Annotated in this window: 19 protein-coding genes; 14 read left to right on the top strand and 5 right to left on the bottom strand. The window is 72.8% G+C overall.

The window, feature by feature from the left end; genetic code table 11:
* Position 1: 1 nt before the first annotated feature.
* The 12 genes from HCK04_RS22570 (at position 2) to HCK04_RS22625 (ending at position 8827) form a co-directional block, all read left to right on the top strand.
* Entirely contained in the window at positions 2-1444 is a 1443-nt protein-coding gene (locus HCK04_RS22570; RefSeq protein WP_142649369.1) for an SRPBCC family protein, read from the top strand.
* Between the two features lie 84 nt (positions 1445-1528).
* On the top strand, positions 1529-1942 hold the full coding sequence (gvpJ, locus tag HCK04_RS22575; RefSeq protein ID WP_142649370.1) for a gas vesicle protein GvpJ: 414 nt from the start codon (positions 1529-1531) through the stop codon (positions 1940-1942).
* 1 nt (position 1943) lies between these two features.
* Entirely contained in the window at positions 1944-2735 is a 792-nt protein-coding gene (locus HCK04_RS22580) for a GvpL/GvpF family gas vesicle protein (protein WP_142649371.1), read from the top strand.
* 19 nt (positions 2736-2754) lie between these two features.
* Positions 2755-2988 (top strand): gas vesicle protein GvpG, encoded by a 234-nt coding sequence (locus HCK04_RS22585; RefSeq protein ID WP_142649372.1) that lies wholly within the window; start codon positions 2755-2757, stop codon positions 2986-2988.
* Positions 2989-2995: 7 nt separating this feature from the next.
* Positions 2996-3436: a gas vesicle protein GvpO gene (gene gvpO, locus HCK04_RS22590; RefSeq protein ID WP_142649373.1), complete on the top strand. Its 441-nt coding sequence runs from the start codon at positions 2996-2998 to the stop codon at positions 3434-3436.
* Positions 3433-3933, top strand: a complete 501-nt coding sequence (locus HCK04_RS22595) for a gas vesicle protein (RefSeq protein ID WP_142649374.1) — start codon at positions 3433-3435, stop codon at positions 3931-3933. Before gvpO ends, HCK04_RS22595 begins: the two co-directional genes overlap by 4 nt.
* Positions 3926-5011 carry a GvpL/GvpF family gas vesicle protein gene (locus HCK04_RS22600; protein WP_240971700.1) on the top strand — a complete coding sequence of 362 codons (1086 nt, stop codon included), beginning with the start codon at positions 3926-3928 and terminating at the stop codon, positions 5009-5011. Before HCK04_RS22595 ends, HCK04_RS22600 begins: the two co-directional genes overlap by 8 nt.
* Positions 5008-5328 carry a gas vesicle protein gene (locus HCK04_RS22605; protein ID WP_142649375.1) on the top strand — a complete coding sequence of 107 codons (321 nt, stop codon included), beginning with the start codon at positions 5008-5010 and terminating at the stop codon, positions 5326-5328. The genes HCK04_RS22600 and HCK04_RS22605 overlap by 4 nt, the downstream gene beginning before the upstream one ends.
* Positions 5315-5824, top strand: coding sequence for a gas vesicle protein K (locus tag HCK04_RS42645; RefSeq protein WP_240971701.1), 510 nt, complete (start codon positions 5315-5317; stop codon positions 5822-5824). The genes HCK04_RS22605 and HCK04_RS42645 overlap by 14 nt, the downstream gene beginning before the upstream one ends.
* 149 nt (positions 5825-5973) lie before the next feature.
* On the top strand, positions 5974-6711 hold the full coding sequence (locus HCK04_RS22615; RefSeq protein ID WP_142649376.1) for a class I SAM-dependent methyltransferase: 738 nt from the start codon (positions 5974-5976) through the stop codon (positions 6709-6711).
* Positions 6711-7718: an iron-containing redox enzyme family protein gene (locus HCK04_RS22620; protein ID WP_142649377.1), complete on the top strand. Its 1008-nt coding sequence runs from the start codon at positions 6711-6713 to the stop codon at positions 7716-7718. The genes HCK04_RS22615 and HCK04_RS22620 overlap by 1 nt, the downstream gene beginning before the upstream one ends.
* Positions 7715-8827 (top strand): glycosyltransferase family 2 protein, encoded by a 1113-nt coding sequence (locus HCK04_RS22625; protein ID WP_142649378.1) that lies wholly within the window; start codon positions 7715-7717, stop codon positions 8825-8827. Before HCK04_RS22620 ends, HCK04_RS22625 begins: the two co-directional genes overlap by 4 nt.
* Here HCK04_RS22625 and HCK04_RS22630 read toward each other — a convergent pair.
* Both HCK04_RS22630 and HCK04_RS22635 read right to left on the bottom strand, forming a co-directional pair.
* Positions 8776-9033 (bottom strand): CDGSH iron-sulfur domain-containing protein, encoded by a 258-nt coding sequence (locus HCK04_RS22630; RefSeq protein WP_168066180.1) that lies wholly within the window; start codon positions 9031-9033, stop codon positions 8776-8778. The genes HCK04_RS22625 and HCK04_RS22630 overlap by 52 nt on opposite strands.
* A gap of 55 nt (positions 9034-9088) precedes the next feature.
* On the bottom strand, positions 9089-9658 hold the full coding sequence (locus HCK04_RS22635; protein WP_142649379.1) for a hypothetical protein: 570 nt from the start codon (positions 9656-9658) through the stop codon (positions 9089-9091).
* Between the two features lie 118 nt (positions 9659-9776).
* Between HCK04_RS22635 and HCK04_RS22640 the strand changes: the two genes are divergently transcribed.
* Both HCK04_RS22640 and HCK04_RS22645 read left to right on the top strand, forming a co-directional pair.
* Positions 9777-10112: a hypothetical protein gene (locus tag HCK04_RS22640; protein ID WP_168066182.1), complete on the top strand. Its 336-nt coding sequence runs from the start codon at positions 9777-9779 to the stop codon at positions 10110-10112.
* 528 nt (positions 10113-10640) lie between these two features.
* Complete coding sequence (locus HCK04_RS22645) at positions 10641-10808, top strand: hypothetical protein (RefSeq protein ID WP_168066184.1); 168 nt, start codon at positions 10641-10643, stop codon at positions 10806-10808.
* A 532-nt stretch (positions 10809-11340) separates the two neighbouring features.
* Here HCK04_RS22645 and HCK04_RS22650 read toward each other — a convergent pair.
* The 3 genes from HCK04_RS22650 to HCK04_RS22660 are packed head-to-tail and all read right to left on the bottom strand — an operon-like array spanning position 11341 to position 16036.
* Positions 11341-12093 (bottom strand): hypothetical protein, encoded by a 753-nt coding sequence (locus HCK04_RS22650; RefSeq protein ID WP_142649380.1) that lies wholly within the window; start codon positions 12091-12093, stop codon positions 11341-11343.
* Positions 12093-13073, bottom strand: a complete 981-nt coding sequence (locus HCK04_RS22655) for a MinD/ParA family protein (protein ID WP_142649381.1) — start codon at positions 13071-13073, stop codon at positions 12093-12095. The genes HCK04_RS22650 and HCK04_RS22655 overlap by 1 nt, the downstream gene beginning before the upstream one ends.
* A gap of 41 nt (positions 13074-13114) precedes the next feature.
* Positions 13115-16036 (bottom strand): hypothetical protein, encoded by a 2922-nt coding sequence (locus HCK04_RS22660; protein WP_142649382.1) that lies wholly within the window; start codon positions 16034-16036, stop codon positions 13115-13117.
* Positions 16037-16653: the final 617 nt, after the last annotated feature.

Here is a 16653-nt window from a genome sequence, read left to right on the forward strand (position 1 = left end):
GATGGCCGGACAGACCCGAGAACGCAGCCAGACGCAACGATCGCGAGCCCCACATGCGCCGGACACGGGAGCGCTGCCCACGCAACGGCTCGGCGAGGAGTTCCAGAACCTCGCCACCGCAGTGGCCGAGCGCGCGTTGTCGCGGGTCGCCGAGAAGATCGATGGTCTGGCCGGCCGTCTCACCGACTATGTGGAGCACGGCGGCTCCGGGCTGTTCAGCGCGCTCACCGGCAAGGAGAGCGGCGGGCGGCAGGCGCTCGGCGGGCTGCTCGGCGGCCTCACCCACGGACAGGGCGCCCGGGGCCTGCTCAAAACGGCGGCCGACCGGCTCGGCGCGACGGGCGGAGGCGGCCTGCTCGGCACCGTCGCCAGCGCTCTCACCGAAGACGGCGGAGGCGGCCACCCCGTGCGCGCGGCCCTCATGGCGTACGGCAAGGAGAAGATCAAGGGGCTGTTCGGCGGGGGCGGCGGAGGCAAGGGCCGCAAGGGCAAGAAGCTCAAGGTCACCAACATCGTCGAGGCGCTCGACATCGGCGCGCCGCTCCGCCTGGTCTACAACCAGTGGACGCAGTTCGAGGAGTTCCCGAGCTTCATGAAGAAGGTCGAGACCGTCGAGCAGAAGTCCGAGGAGAAGCTCGGGTGGAAGGCGCAGGTCTTCTGGTCCCACCGCACGTGGGAGTCGACCATCGTCGAGCAGGTCCCCGACAGCAGGATCATCTGGCGGTCGCAGGGCCCGAAGGGCTTCCCGGACGGCTCGGTGACCTTCCACGAGATCGCTCCCGAGCTGACCCGGGTGCTGCTCGTCATCGAATATCACCCGCAGGGTTTCTTCGAGCACGTGGGCAACCTGTGGCGGGCCCAGGGCCGCCGCGTCCGGCTCGAGTTCAAGCACTTCAGACGGCACGTCATGACCAACGCCCTGCTGCGTCCCGACGAGATCGAGGGCTGGCGGGGCGAGATCCGCGACAGCCAGGTCGTCAAGGACCACGAGACGGCGCTGCGCGAGGAGCGCGAACGCGAGGAAGGCCGGGAAGGCGAGGAAGGCAGGGAAGGCGAGGAGCCCGAGGCCGAGCAGCCCGAGGAAGCCGGTGAAGGCGAGGAGGCCGGGGAGGCCGAAGAGTTCGAAGAGGAGCCGTACGAGGAGGAGGAGGAAGAGGAGGAGCCGGAGCGGGCGCGCAGGCCGGCGTACGCGGGCGCCCGGGCGGGCGGACGCGAAGGACCCACCCGTGGGCCCGCGGACGGGCCCGAGGAGCGCGGCGCGAGGCCATCGGCCAGGCGGCGCGGGCCGGAGGCCGAGCGAGGTGCCGCCGAACGGCCCCCGAGGCGCGAGCAGGCCCGCGGGGGCGAGCAGGCCCGCGCGGACGAGCCCGAAGAGACGGGCGAGGCCGAGGAGCAGCCGGCGCGCCGCCGTCCCCTGATCCGGCGCCGCCGTTCCCCGGAATAGGAGGCGACCACGCCTGACGGCCGCTCGTACGCCGGGCGGAGCGAGTGATCGGAAACATGACAGAGAACCGAGGAGGGGAAGCGCATGACGGTAGCCGTTCCACCGGCTGGTGGCGGCGGATTGCCGGGCCGATCATCGGGATCGGGCCTGGCGGACGTCATCGACACGATCCTGGACAAGGGCCTCGTGATCGACGCCTACGTGCGGGTCTCACTGGTCGGCATCGAGATCCTGACCATCGACGTACGCGTCGTCGTCGCGAGCGTCGACACCTATCTCCGCTTCGCCGAGGCGGTGAACCGCCTCGACCTGGCGTCCCAGAAGCAAGGGCTGCCCGACCTCCTGTCGAGCGCGCCGCAGAGCGTCGCCCGCGGCAAGACCAAGGGCATGGTCCAGGGCGTGCTGGAGGCGGCCGGAGAGAAGCTGCAGGACATGAGGGAGAGCTACGTGGACGAACCCGCGCCGCGTGCCCGCCGGCGCCGACGGGAGGAGGACTGAGATGACGGGCTCCACCAGGCAGTCCGGGGCGGGCGACCAGGCCGAGGCTCCCCCGCGCAACACCGCGTGCTACGTCTACGGCATCCTCCCCGAGGACGTCGAGATCAGCGAGGACGCCGTCGGGGTGGGTGATCCTCCCCGCCCGGTCACGATCGTCAGGCATGGTGAGATCGCCGCTCTGGTCAGCGACGTCGATGTGGACCGTCCCCTCGGCCGCGCCCAGGACCTGGTGGCCCACGAGCAGCTGCTCGACGAGGCCGCGGCGGAGGTCCCCGTGCTCCCCCTGCGGTTCGGCGCCGTGATGACCACGCCGGAAGCGGTCGTGGAGGAGCTGCTGGCCCCACATCACGACTCGTTCGCGGCCGCCCTGAAGCAGATCGAGGGCCGGGCCCAGTTCGTCCTCAAGGCGAGGTACGCCGAGCAGCCGGTGCTGGTCGAGGTGCTGACGGAGAACGCCGAGGCCAGGCAGCTACGCGAACGGATCAGGCAGTTGCCCGAAGAGGTGACGCGCAACGAACGGATCCGGCTCGGCGAGCTGATCACCCAGCTCATCGCCGCGAAGCGCGAGGCCGACACCCAGGCGGTCGTCGACCGCTTCGAGCCCTTCACCGCAGGCGCGGTGGTCCGCGACCCCAGCCACGAACGGGACGCCGCGCACGTCGCGTTCCTCGTGGAGAACGACCGCCAGGCCGACTTCGAACGCGTCGTCGGAGAGCTGCGCTCAGAGTGGGGCGACCGGGTCGAGGTCCGGGTGCTCGGGCCGATGGCGCCGTACGACTTCGTCACCACCTGACTCACGAGAGGAGGCCGCCGTGGGACTGATCGGTTTGCTGTTCACCTGGCCGCTCGCCCCGGTCCACGGCGTCATCAAGCTGGGCGAGCTGATCCAGCAGCAGGTCGAGCACGAGCTGCGGGATCCGGCCGCGGTCCGGCGGCGGCTGGAGGCCATCGAGGAGGCCAGACGCTCGGGTCAGATCTCCGAAGAGGAGGAGGCCCAGGCCGTGGAGGAGATCCTCAAGCTCATGAGCGGCCCGCCAAGGAGGTGACCGCCTGATGCCTCCCCGGCGAAGAGCCCGTTATGACGAGGATCCCGCCTCCTTTCGGCGGCGGGCCTCGTCCGGCGTGCCCGTCGAGGAGGACGGGCCGTACGACGAGGTCGAGGACGACAACGAGGACGAGTTCGATGACAGGGACGATGACAGGGACGAGCCGCGCCGGCGCCGGGCCACGCTGAACGCGGTGTCCGCCGGACGGCTCGGCCAGCGCTACATCGCGGATCTGACGTCCAAGGAGACCGAGGGGGTCACGTCGGTCGAACCCGTCGAGGACGGCTGGCTGGTGGACGTCGAGGTCGTCGAAGACCGCAGGATCCCGTCGACCGGCGACATGCTGTCGCTCTACGAGTGCCGGCTGGACGACGAGGGCGACCTGATCTCCTACCGGCGCACCCGGACCTATCGGCGCGGCACGGGCGCCTGTGGGGGTGGGCCATGACCGATCCCCGCTCGCGTCCCGTCCTGCGTGAGTCGTCGTACGGGCCGCCGCCCGTCATGGGGCGGGAGTCGACCAACCTCGGCGACATCCTGGAACGCGTGCTCGACCGCGGCATCGTGATCGCCGGCGACATCAAGGTGAACCTGCTGGAGATCGAGCTGCTGACCATCAAGCTGCGGCTCGTCATCGCCTCGGTCGACACCGCGCGGGAGATCGGCATCGACTGGTGGGAGCGCGACCCGTGGCTCAGCGGCAGGGACCAGGAGCTGGTCGATGAGAACCGCCGGCTGCGCGAGCGCCTGAGCGCGGTCGAGGAGCGCCTGCTCGCCTGGGAGGAGCGTACGGAACTCGAACCGGGCGAGCCCGCGCAGGAGCGAACGGGAGATCGCACTGCTGAGCGGCGGGGCGACCGCCGGCCCGAAGCGCGCGAGCGCCAGGCCGAGGCCCGCGACCGGCGGTTCGGCCGCCCCCGCGGAACGGAGCCCGGCGATGCGTGACGACCACCCCGCCACGAGCGAGCACGCCCCTCCCGGCGGGCCCGGGCAGGGGGTCTACCTGTACGCGGTGACGCTCGCCGGGAAGCCCGGGGAGATCGGGACGCCCGGGGACAGCGGGATGCCCTGGCACAGCGCGGAGAACGGCGGGCGCGCGGAAAACGGGATGCACACCGAAAGCGCGGAGCGCGCAGAGGGCGTGGACAGGGCGGGCGGCGCGGCGCACACGGGCAGCGCGGGCGGTGGGGAGAGCGCAGAGCGCGCGGACAGCGCGGAGCGCGCGGGCGGCGCGGGCGGTGAGGCGCACGCGGAAAGCCGCGAGCGCCCGGCCGGCCTGCGCGGGGTCATGGGGGGCGTGGTGCGGCCCGTGCCTCGCGGCGGGCTCGTGGCCCACGTCAGCGATGTGCCTCTCGACCGGTTCGGCGAGGAACCGCTGCGCCGCTCGCTGGAGGACCTCGACTGGGTGGAGGGAGTCGCCCGGGCCCACCACCGGGTCGTCGAGGCCCTGGCTGCGGCCGGGCCGACCGCCCCGGTGCGCCTCGTGACCGTCTACACCGGCGAAGATCAGGTCCGCGACCTTCTCGACCTGCGGCACGACGACTTCATGGAGATCCTGTCGCATGTCGCGGGACGGCGGGAGTGGGGCGTCAAGGCCTACCTGCGCCGGGACGCGCCGCCCCCTTCCCCGGTGCCCCGTTCCCCGGCGCCCGCGACCGCCGCCGCGCCCGGTGGCGACAGCCCCGGCATGGCCTATCTGCGCCGGAAGAAGGAGAGCCTGCGCGGCAGGGAGGACCTGTGGCGCGCGGCGGCCGAGCGAGCGGAGCTCCTGCACGCCGAGCTGGGACGGATCGCCGTGGCGAGCCGCCGCCACCGCCCGCAGGACCCCCAGTTGTCCGGGCGGAGCGAGTCGATGGTGCTCAACGGCGCCTACCTGGTGGATCCGGCCCGCGAGGAGGAGTTCGCCGCGGTGCTCGACAGCTATCGCGACCGGTTCCTCGATATCGAGCTGACCGGCCCGTGGGCGCCCTATTCCTTCACCTCGATCGACCTCGGGGCCGGCCGGGCCGGAGGCGTGCGATGACGCCCGAAGGGACCCCGTCGTACCTGCCGGAACGGTCGCGGGGCACCGCCCTCGCGGCCGAGGGCCGCCTGCCGCCCGAGCGCGTGGCGCTGGTCGATCTGCTCGACCGGCTGCTCGCCGGCGGCGTGGTGATCGCCGGCGACATCGTGCTGTCGATCGCCGACATCGACCTCGTCCGCATCTCCCTGCGGGCGTTGCTCGGCTCCGTACGCGGCAGCGAGCCGTTCGACCCGCTCGGTGAGCCGTACGGCGCGAGGGGCGGGCGGGCGACGGGCGATCGCGGCGGCAGAGAGGTGAGTGAGGATGACCGGTGGTGAGGCCAGGGGCTCCCCGTGGAACACGGCGGCGGGGCCGTGGCGGCTGGGCGTCGAGACCGAGACCAATACCGGCGGTGCGGACCAGTGGGAGCCGGCCCGGTGGGAGCGGGATCAGCCTGAGCCCGACAAGTCCGAGCCCGACAAGTCCGAGCCCGACAAGCCGGATCAACGGGAACCGGGCCACTGGGAGCGGGGCGCGGAGCCTGGGCGGGGCGGCCCGTGGCGGCTGAACACCGACCCGGACGCGGTGCGGCGCGACCTGAGCCGTCTCGTGCTCACGCTGGTCGAGCTCGTACGCCAGCTCGTGGAGCGGCAGGCCATCCGGCGGATGGACCAGGGTGACCTGTCCGACGAGCAGGTCGAGACGCTCGGCCTGACGCTCATGCGCCTGGAGGAGGCCATGAACGAGCTGTGCGAGCGGTTCGACATCTCGCCGTCCGACCTCAACCTCGACCTGGGCCCCCTCGGCACGCTGCTGCCCACCGACTCGCCGTGAACCCGGGTGTGTACGACCAGGTGACGGGGGTAGTCGGAGCAGACCGGCCGGGGGGAGATGTCATGGCCGCCCGCGACTGGGGGGCGTGACAAACCGGTCGCAGACCCCGCGGTACCGGGGCATTCGGTACTGGGGCATTGGGGGAACGTATGGGGGGATTCGACGCGTCCGCGTACGGGCGGGCGATCGCCGACGTCTACGACGAGATGGTGGAGCACCTGCCCACCGGTCCGGCGGTCGAGCGCGTCGTCCGGCTGGCCGAGGGAGGGCCCGTCCTGGAGTTCGGGATCGGCACCGGCAGGCTGGCGCTTCCCCTCGCCGCCCGCGGCCTGGCCGTGTCGGGCATCGACGCGTCGCCCGACATGGTGGCGGTCCTCCGCGGCAAGCCCGGCGGCGACCGCATCCCTGTGACCATCGGCGACTTCTCGGAGGTGCGGGCCGAGGGGCGGTTCGCGCTCGTGCTGCTGGCCTTCAACACCGTCTTCGCGCTGCCCTCCCAGGACGCCCAGGTGCGGTGCTTCCACAACGCGGCGGCCCATCTGCGGCCCGGCGGGCGCTTCGTGATCGAGGCGTGGGTGCCGGACCCCACGGCCTTCCATGACCGGACGTCGCTGCGGCTGCTGTCACTCAGCGATGACGAGGTCGTCGTGGAGGCCGCCCGGCTGAGCCCGGCCGAGCAGTTCATGCACACCACGAGACTGCGGATGACCCCGGACGGCCTGCGGTTGCTGCCGGCCAACCACCGCTATGCCTGGCCGTGCGAGCTGGACCTCATGGCCCGGCTCGCCGGGATGCGGCGGGAGCACCGCTGGGCCGACTGGTCCGGCGCTCCGTTCACCGACGACAGCCGTGCCCACGTGTCCGTCTACCGTCTACTGGAGAGCTGATGCAGTTACCCGTGCCCAGAGGGCCGCTCACCGACCGGCTCTTCGCGGAGCTGGCCCGCCCGCCACACGTCTTCCGAACGCCGCCCACCGGCCCGTACGACGACCGGTGCTTCGGCGAGGAGGACGCCCATCTCGCGCTGTTCGTCTGTTACGAGCTGCACTACCAGGGCTTCGACGGCGTGGACGACCGCTGGGAGTGGAACCCGTCGGTGCTCGCCCTGCGGGAGCGCCTGGAGGCATGGTTCGAGGGGTGGCTGGCCCGGCGCGTGCCCCGCCCGCCCGCTCCGCCGCCCCGGCAGGTGCCCCGAGCACTGGCCTCGCTGGTGGCGGCCGACAACGGCCCGTCCCTGTCGGCGTACCTGCGCACGAGAGGCGACACCGCGCAGTTCCGCGAGTTCGTGGTCCACCGGTCGATCTACCAGCTCAAGGAGGCCGATCCCCACACGTGGGGCATTCCGCGCCTGCTCGGACGGCCGAAGGCCGCGCTGGTGGAGATCCAGTCCGACGAGTACGGCGGGGGCAGGCCGGAGCGCATGCACGCCGAGCTGTTCCGCGCGACCATGCGCGGGCTGGGCCTCGACGACTCCTATGGCGCCTATCTGGACCACGTCCCCGGGGTGACGCTCGCGATCAGCAACGTCATGTCGCTGTTCGGGCTGCACCGCCACTCTCGGGGCGCGCTCCTCGGGCATCTCGCGGCGTTCGAGATGACCTCGTCGCTTCCCAACCGCCGCTACAGCCAGGGCCTGCGGCGGCTGGGCGGCGACGCCGGCGCGCGCCGCTACTACGACGAGCACGTGCAGGCCGACGCCATACACGAGCAGATCGCCGCGCACGACCTGTGCGGCGCGTTCGCGGCGGAACACCCCGGCCTGACCGGCGACATCATGTACGGCGCCGCCTGCGCGCTGGCTCTCGACCGGCTCTTCGCGGAGCACCTGCTGGACCGCTGGCACGAGGGACGCACCTCCCTGCGGGAGGCGGACGCCGAGGCGGCGGTGCGATGACCACGCCCGGCCGCCGCCCCCGTCGACCAGGCCGCGCCGAGATCGACTACGTGCTGCCGCTGCGCTGGCAGGACGACGCCGGGCTGGCGGAGCTGACCGGTTACCTGCGTTTCCTGTCCAGATATGCCCGGATCGTAGTGATCGACGGTTCACCGTCGCCGCTGTTCGAACGGCACGCGCACCTGTGGCGCGGCATCGCCGAGCATGTGCGGCCCGACGATGACCTGACGATCGCGAACGGCAAGGTCGCGGGCGTCCTCACCGGCATGCGCCGCGCCCGCGCCGAGCACGTCGTCATCGCCGACGACGACGTGCGCTACGACGTGGACGCGCTCGCCCGGGTGGACGCCCTGCTCGACGACGCCGACCTCGTCCGTCCGCAGAACCATTTCCACCCGCTCCCCTGGCACGCCCGCTGGGACACCGCCCGCACCCTGCTCAACCGCGCCCTCGGGGCGGACTATCCGGGCACCTTCGGCGTACGCCGTTCGACGTTCGAGAAGATGGGCGGCTACGACGGCGACGTGCTGTTCGAGAACCTGGAGCTCATCCGTACGGTCCGGGCCCACGGCGGCCGGGAGGCCCGGCCGCTCGACCTCTACGTGCGGCGCCTGCCGCCCGACGCCCGCAGGTTCTGGTCACAGCGGATCCGGCAGGCGTACGACGACCTGGCGCAGCCCGCGCGGATGGCGGTCTTCCTCGCCGTCCTCCCCTGCCTGGGCGCGGCTCTGTGGCGGTGTCGGATGGTGCCGGTCGCGACGGGAACGGTAGCGGCGGGAACGGTAGCGGCGGCCGGCCTGGCGGAGATCGGACGCCGCCGCGCCGGAGGCCGCCGGGTCTTCCCCGCCACGGTGAGCCTGTTCGCGCCGGTCTGGGTGCTCGAACGCGCCGTCTGCAGCTGGGCGGCCCTCGCCGCGAGGTTCGCGCTCGGTGGCGTGCCATACGCGGGGCGGCGGCTGCGGGTCGCCGCGCACTCGACGCGCCGGCTCCGCCGCCGGGCGCTCCAGGAGCCCGCGCCCTCCGGATGGGGTCTTGCCGGCCGGCGGCCGGTGCGTCGTCAGGCGGGCGGGTCGGGCTCGCTCGTCGCGCGGAACCCGGCCGCCTTGTGAGAGCCGTCGCAGAACGGCTTGGTCGCGGACCGGCCGCAGCGGCACAGCGCCACCGTGGCCCTGCCCGGATCGATACGCCGTCCGTCCTGTGTCATCAACGTGAACGGCCCGCGCACCAGCAGCGGGCCGTCCTCGCACGGTGTCACCGTAACCGCCGTCACCGGGACCGCCGTCACCGTGTCCGGGTCCTCCGCCATGTGCTCCATGCGGAGCAACCTGCCCGGAACGGTGACGGCATAACACCTGGTCAGCGGCGCATGGTCAGTCCCATCTCGCGCAGTGGGCGGAGGGGCTGAAGGCCCAGCATCCGGCCCGGCCCACGTCCGTTCCGTCCGCCGCGAGCGCGAACCCGGCGTACTGCACGCCGAACGCGCCCGGGACGCCCGACGGGCTGGGCCCGCCCGGCTTCACGCTCGGCGGGGCGAAGGCCCATCGCGGCGTCGCCGTGCCGCTCGCCTGCCCGCCACCCGAGAGCGGCGCGGAGTGGCCGGACGTACGGCTCCGCCAGGGCGCCAGGCTCCAGCAGCCGGCCGTGCCGTCGTCCCCGCACCGCTCGTGCGTATGGGCGACCAGCGGCGGCAGCGGCAGATATCCCGGGATCGCGATCGGTGCGGTCGGCGGCTGTCCACCGGCTGGGGGCACCACCGACGACCGGCCGGTGAGCGGCGCGGGGATCTCCCACACCGGGCTGCCCGGTGACGTCGGCACGGCCGTGGGAGCGGACGTGGGCGTCACGGCCGGAAGGGCCGCCCCCGTCGGCGTCGCCGCACCGCCCGCCTGTGGGACGGCGGGTGGCGAGGCGGCGGGAAGCCCGGTAGAGGTGACGGTCACGCTCGGCCTGGGTGCCGTGGGCTGCTGGGTCGGAGGTTGCTGCGTCGGGGGCTGCTGGGTCGGCTTGGCCGTCGATGTGCCGCCCGGTGCCTGCGTGTCCGTGGGTTTTGGACTGGATGTGGCGTTGCCCGTCGGCTTCTCGGACGGTTTGCTGGTCGGTTCGTTCGTGGGCGTGCTCGTGGGCTTCGCAGTCGGTTCGCCTGTGGGCGAGGCGCTCGGTTGCGTGCCCGGTTGCGTGCTCGCCGTCGTGCCCGGGTTGGGCGAGACGCTCACCTGGACGGGCGCCTGCGGGCTGGCCTGCGGCGTCGCGGGCGGGGTCGTAGGCGGGGCCGCGGGCGGGGTCGTGGGCGGGGTCGTGGGCGCGGCGTGCTCGTCGCCCGCCTTGGGCGCGTTCGCACCGCTCGCGGCGGGTGCGGGCGTGGCAGGTGCGGGCGTGGCGGGACCGGCGCCCTGAGCCGCGGCACCCTGCCCCACAGCACCCTGCGCACCCGCGCTCTTCGCCGCAGCACCCTGCCCCACAGCACCCGGCCCCACAGCACCCTGCCCCACAGCACCCTGCCCCGCGGCACCCTGCGCCGCCGACGCGGTGGGGCCGCCGCTCGCGGTCGGCGCAGGCGCTCCCTGGCCGTTCTGGCCCGGCTGGCCCGGCTGCCCGGGCTGTCCGGGCTGTCCCGGAGCCGCGGTGGCACCGCCACTCGCCGTCGGAGCCGCGCCACCCGGCCTGTACGGCGACGGAGTGGCCGGAGGCCGCGGGGCGGAGTTCCCGGCGTGGCTGCCACCGATGTTCCGTGAGGTGCCGGAAGGACGGTCGGTGCCGGCCTGCCGTGAGGTCCCGGAAGGCCAGTCGGTGCTGGTCCGGCCGGAGCCCTGCCGGTTGTCGGCACGGGTGTCGCGAGCCGTACGGTCACCGGAGGCACGGCTCAGGACTCGGCGGTCCTGATCACGCGATTGGTGGGCCGTCCGGTCGCGGGTGGAGGTGCCGGTGGGCTCGTCGCCGGTGCGGCGCGGCGCGATCGTGGTGCTGTCGGGTGCGTTCGCGGTGTGGCCGGGTGCCTTCGCGGTGGTCCGGGCGGAGTCGTCGCGGGCAGAGCCGGACGCATCACTCGAACGGCCGGACGAACCACCCGGAGCGCGGGACGAACCACCCTGACCGCTGAACGAATCACGCGCGCCGGACGAGTCCTGCTCCGCGCCCGGCACGTCATCGGAACCGCCCGAGGAGCGGCGGGAGGCGTCGGAGAAGCCGCGGGCCGCATCGGACGAGTCGCCGGACGTGCCTGCGGAGGAACCGGGGCCGGCCCTGACCTCCGTACGTGTGCCGGACGAGGCGTCGTCCGAGGCGGTCGCGACGTCGTCATGCACGCCGGCACGCGCACCACCGGAGCCGCCCGACGAGGAGCCGGGCGCCGAATCCGACACCGGATCCGATGACGACGAGTCGAGCGAAGAGGACGAATCCGACGAGAACGACGAAGCGCGGCCGGGCTCGTCGGACGTCGGCGCGGCCAGGGGGGCGGCACCGTCTATCGGCGGGGGGGCATCGCGGCCGGGGTCGGCCACGGCCGCCCAGGGCTGCGCGACGACGGCACCACCGGTCGCGGACACCGCTGCGAGGAGCAGGCCGGAGACCAGGGTGGCGCGCCGGGAGGACATTCGGGGGGTCATTGAGGCTCTTCCTCGATCTAGGGAGTGGGCCGGGGACCGATGAGGGACTTCCAGCCCGCCGCGGCGAACTCGGGTGTCCCTGGGAGAGCGGCTGCGGGCACGGACGGAGGCGTCGGGTCGGGGATGTTCACCCAGTCGCCCTTGTCGGCACCACGCATATCGGGTTTCCACGCCATCAGCAGGCTCATGGCGTAGGGGCTGGAGTAGACGGGGCCGGTGGCACCGGCGCCCGTGGTCGCCGTCACCTGCACCAGGACGGAGACCTGCACCTGGTCCTCGGAGCGGACCTTCCACTGGACGCCGATCGTCTGCGTCCGCAGGGCCGCCCCGGCGGGCAGTTCGCCTTCGGGGGGAAGGCCGAGGGTCTCCCGCCAGCCGCGTACGGCGTCGCGAGCACCCTCGCGTGCCGCCTCACGCTGGTCCGGCGGGGCGTACAGCGCGGCCGCCTGTTCCGCCTGGCCGAGGTCGAGCGTCCAGGCGGCCTCCAGGGCGGCGGCCGCAGCGGACGCCGCCCCGATCTCGGTGTGCGGGAAGCCGACGGGATAGCCCCCGTCGCCCTCGTGACCGGTGGGCACCGCCAGCGCGACGGTCGGCGCGACGACGTGCGCGGGCTTGGGCGGCGCGTCGGCGTGCCGGGTCTGCAGGACGATCACCGCGACGGCGATGACGGTGACGACACCCGCGATGGCGACGACCAGGTGCCGGGGATCCCACCGTCGCGGCGGTCCCAGGTCCCAGTCGAGCGCCGGATCGGGAATGACCGGTCCCACTACTTGCTCCGGTCCGTCCGCTGCGAGAACGCCTGCCCGGCGGCGGCGGCGAGGCGCAGGTACGCGCCGCGAGTGGTGGGCCGCAGCCGGGCCAGATCGACCTCCGCGCCCTCCTTGAGGTGCGGGTCGAACGGCACCCGCACCACCGTGCGGCAGCGTCCGGCGAAGTGGCGTTCGAGCAGGTCGACGTCAACGTGCGACTTCGGCTCGACCGCGTTCAGCACGACGATGGCGTTCCTCACGAGGTGGCCGTGGCCGTGGGCGGTGAGCCAGTCGAGGGTGGCGGCGGCCGAGCTCGCGCCGTCCACCGCGACCATGGTGACCAGCACGATCTGGTCGGCGAGCTCCAGCGTGGCGCCCATGGCGCCGTGCAGGAGCCCGGTGCCGCAGTCGGTGATGCAGATCGAGTAGTAGCGCTCGATCAGGTTGGCGACCGTACGGTAGTCCTCGGCGTTGAACGCCTCGCTGACGGCCGGGTCGGTGTCGGAGGCGAGCACCTCCAGCCGGGCGGACGACTGCGACGTGAACGCGCGGGCGTCGGCGTACCGCACGATGTGCGGCGCCTCGGCCAGCAGGGTCCTTATCGTGGCCGCGGTCTCCGACTTGACCTTGATGCCGAGCGTCCCCCTGTCGGGGTTGGCGTCGATGGCGATCACCCGGTCGCCGCGCAACGAGGCCAGCGTGTTGCCCAGCGCCGCCGTCGTCGTGGTCTTCCCCACCCCGCCCTTGAGGCTCATGACCGCGATCCTGTGGTGACCGCTGGCGACGGGCGTCTGGGCCTGGGCGATCAGCGTGCGCCGTTCCAGCTCCGCCGCCGACTCCGAGGGGATGATCCGGCCGCCGGAGAGCTGGTAGACGAGCCGCCGCCATCCGCTGGTGGGCTCGATGCGGCGGTTGGTCAGCAGATGTTCGGCCGTGAGAGGCACGCTCTCCGGGAACTGCTCGGCAGGAGTGGGCACCGAAGTGTGGATCTCGGTCATGGGCGGGTCCTTTCACCGAGGACGGGAGGAAACAGAGGCGGTCAGCAGGTGCTCCATCGCACGGTGGCGGTGCCTTTCTTGCCCTTCGGGCCGTGCAGTTCGAGCGGCGCCGTCACGGGCGAGGGGACCCCGCACCAGTAGCGGACGCGCAACGCGCGCACGGTGAGCACGTCGGTGTGCCCGGGCTTGAGCGTTCCACTGGACGGCTCGACCACCAGGCCAGGAGCCGTTATCCGCCATTTCACGGGTTTTCCGGAGGTCGTCGAGAGAGTGAGGGTTCCTCTCCCGAACGCGTCGAGTGCGACGACGGACGGCGCCTGCACACCCCAGGCACCCATCAGGAAGACGCCCGGACGTGTGGGAGTGTCCGGAGCGGCGCCCTGTCCGCCGGGTTGCGCGGCGCCCCCGCCTGTGGCGCCCCCTGCCGCCGTGCTCTGTTCGCCGCTCTGTCCCCCGCTCTGTTCGCCGCTCTGTCCCCCGCTCTGTCCCCCGCTTTGTCCCCCGCTCTGTGCTGTGCCCCCGCCTGTGGCACCCCCGTTCGCCGTACTCTTTTCCCCGCTCTTTCCGTCGCTCTTTCCGTCGCTCTGATCCCCGCTCTGTGCGGCGTCCCCGTCCGTCGTGTCCTGTCCGCCGGGCTGCGCGGCGCCCCCGGCCGTGGTGTCCCCCGCGGCCGTCGCGGTCACCGTGACCCGGGGCGCGCCCGTGCTGGTGGTGCCCTCGGCACCCGCCGCACCGTCCGCCGTACCACCCGCCGCGCCGTTAGCCGCGCCGTTAGCCGCGCCGTTCGCCGTGCCGTCCGCTGCGGGGTTCGCCGCGGGGTTGCCCGCCCCCGTTCCCGCCGGATCGGCGGACGTCTGCGCGACGTTCGCCTCCAGCGCCCCCTTCTGGGACTGGGGAGCGGGAGCGAAGAGGTTGATCCCCGTCACGGTCCCCGCCGCCCCCGCGACGACGACGATGACGATGCGTAAGGCGGTCGCCCGAAGCAGTGAGCCGACCCGGGCCAGGACCGCGACGATCCTGATCTGCGCACCGGCGGGCGGCCTGTGGGCGGAGCCTGCCTCCCCGGCCGTACCGGTGGTGTCGTGGACAGAGGCCGTTGCAGGGACGGTGCCGGCAGCGGGGGCAGGGACCACCTCGGCGGCATGCGCCAGCGCCTCCCTGGCCCTGATCTGCGAGAGCAGGGCGTTGTAGAGAGGCGTGTCCTGCCCCGGCTGCAGCGCGGCGCTCTCTCCGGAGGCCGGGTGCGCCCTGCTCGCCACCCCGGGGAACGGGTTGGGCCGTTGCGTGGCGCGTGACCTCAACGTTCCTGACGGCCACGGCAGGCTCGGCTGGGTGTCCTCCTGGGAGATGGGCCGCACCGGGCGCTCCGGCCGCTCGGCCCCTGGAGTCCCCGCGGCCGACGGTTCCGCCTTGGGAGCCCCCGCGCTCGGCAGTGCGCCCCCAGGAGCCGGCGTGAGCGGCAGCGCGGCCCCGGCAGTCGCCGCAGCCTGCGGCATGGCCCCGGGAGCCAGCGTGGTCGGCAGTTCGACCCCGGCGGTCGCGGCAGTGTCGGCAGGACGCGGCGCTTCCGGCAGCGAGGGCAGGAGGCCGGGCCTCGTGTCGTCCCGGTCCTCCCCGTCCTTCCGGGACGGGGGGCGGGACTCTTCCCGGGACCCCACCGGCGACAGACCGGAGCCGGGCGGCACCGACGGCGGGCCCGGCGGCGTCGCCCCTGGGACCGCAGGAGCCGCCGGCGTGCCTGGCGGCGACGCGGAGACCGCCGACGCGGGCGGCGGCGATATGGGGGATGCCGACGCAGGCGCGGCGGGAGCGGGTGTGGACGCCGCCGCAGGCGCAGGCGCGGGCGCGGTGCCCACGGGAGCGGACAGCGGCATGCCGAACGACGATGGGGGCCGCTGCCCCGTCCGCTCCGCCGGAGCAGAAGGCGGAGGGGACGCTGGAGCAGACGGCGCAGAGGACGGCGGTGCCGAGGATTGCGGTGCGAACGCCGGCTGGGACGCCGAAGGACGCTCCGAAACGGATGGCGACGAAGACGCCCGGGCGGACGCCGGAACGGACGGCGAAGAGGACTGCGGCGCGAACGCTGGATGGGACACCGAAGGGCCCGCCGGATGGGACGGCGGAGGAGACGCCGGGGCCGATGGTGGCGGGAACGGCGGAAGGGACGGCGGAGTGAACACCGGCGCGGTCGGCAGAGCGGACGCCGAAGGGGGCGCCGGGACGGGCGGCGGGGCGGGCCTGGCTCTGTGGCTGGCCCTGCTCAGGGCGTCCAGAAGTCGCTGCCTGGTCTCGGGCGTGAGGTCGGCGACCGGAGGGCGGGACAGGATCTGCGGAACGGTGTATCGGATGTTGATGGGCCGTTTGCACACCACGCACGTCACGATGTGCCGGAGCAGCGCCGTACGGGCGGTGCCGAAGTCGGCCGCCTCGCCGTGCTCGTCCGGGAAGACGGCGGCGGCCAGCGGAGCGAGGTCCGGGCAGATCGGACGGCCCCGGGCGAGGCCGTCCAGCCCGCTCACGAGGATCTCCACCACGTCCTGGGTGCGTGCGATCAGCCTGCCTGCCTCCTTCAGCGGCAGCGCGAGCACGTACACGAGATCCCGAAGCGGGAGTTCGTGACGGTAGAGGAGGAGCAGCGTCTCCGCGCCCAGCGGGTCGGCCAGGCGCCACGCGCGCCGCACCGCGAGGTGGTCGGGTCCGCCGGACCCGGGCCCGGGCACGAATCCCCGCCCCGGGCCGGTGGCGACCTCACGGCGCAGCGCGGACAGCAGCCAGGCCCGGTCTGAAACGTTCCCGGGCCGTTCGCGGGCCGCGCACGACTCCAGAGCGGCGGTCACCGCCGCGAGCATGGGGCCGGACGCGAGATGGCCGGAGGCATAGTCGACGAGGTGGGCGCCGTGTTCGTCCACCCACGTCATCCCCTGGCCGGGGTCGAGCGTCACATCCCCGACTGGCGGGCTCATGCGCACCGGATCGGGGTGAGGACGACGACGGCGTCATGTTCGGCCAGAGCATCCCTGCGACTTAGGCATGGCACTTGCCTAACAGGAAATCTTGATGCATACCGATACATAGAACGAGATCTTAGACTGACCGCGATGTGTTGGGAAGGAAAAGAACCAGAGAAATCCTGAGTTGAGGATAAGCCGCAAATAACACCGATATGGTCATCCGAAAGGGATCCGGTAGCGGCTCCGTATCGTCTCCCGACTTGTCTGGAGAACTTGCGGACCATGATTGCTTCCGCCACCCCGACAGCCCGGATGACCTGCCCTTTCATTCCACTTTCCGGCACGAGCGACATTCGGCGGCGGGCGGGTTTCGGTGCCCGCCTTTCACCCGTCATCCGATCGCCACATCCGATATGAATAGCCTTCATATTTCTGGGGAATAACCAGCGTTCCATGCTTTTTCAGCATTACAGCATGCGCACGCGCGGTCTCTGCGTGAAGCAGCCTCCGCCCACCTCGGATCACCCTCGAACGGCCGCCGCGAGGTCGCGAAAACGTGATCTCCAACGATCTTCGACGACCTTCCACGATCTTCAACACTCTCCGGCGATCTCCGCGATTTCCCGCGC

Origin of the sequence: Microbispora sp. CL1-1 (genome assembly GCF_012034195.1) — a bacterium.
GTDB lineage: Bacteria > Actinomycetota > Actinomycetes > Streptosporangiales > Streptosporangiaceae > Microbispora.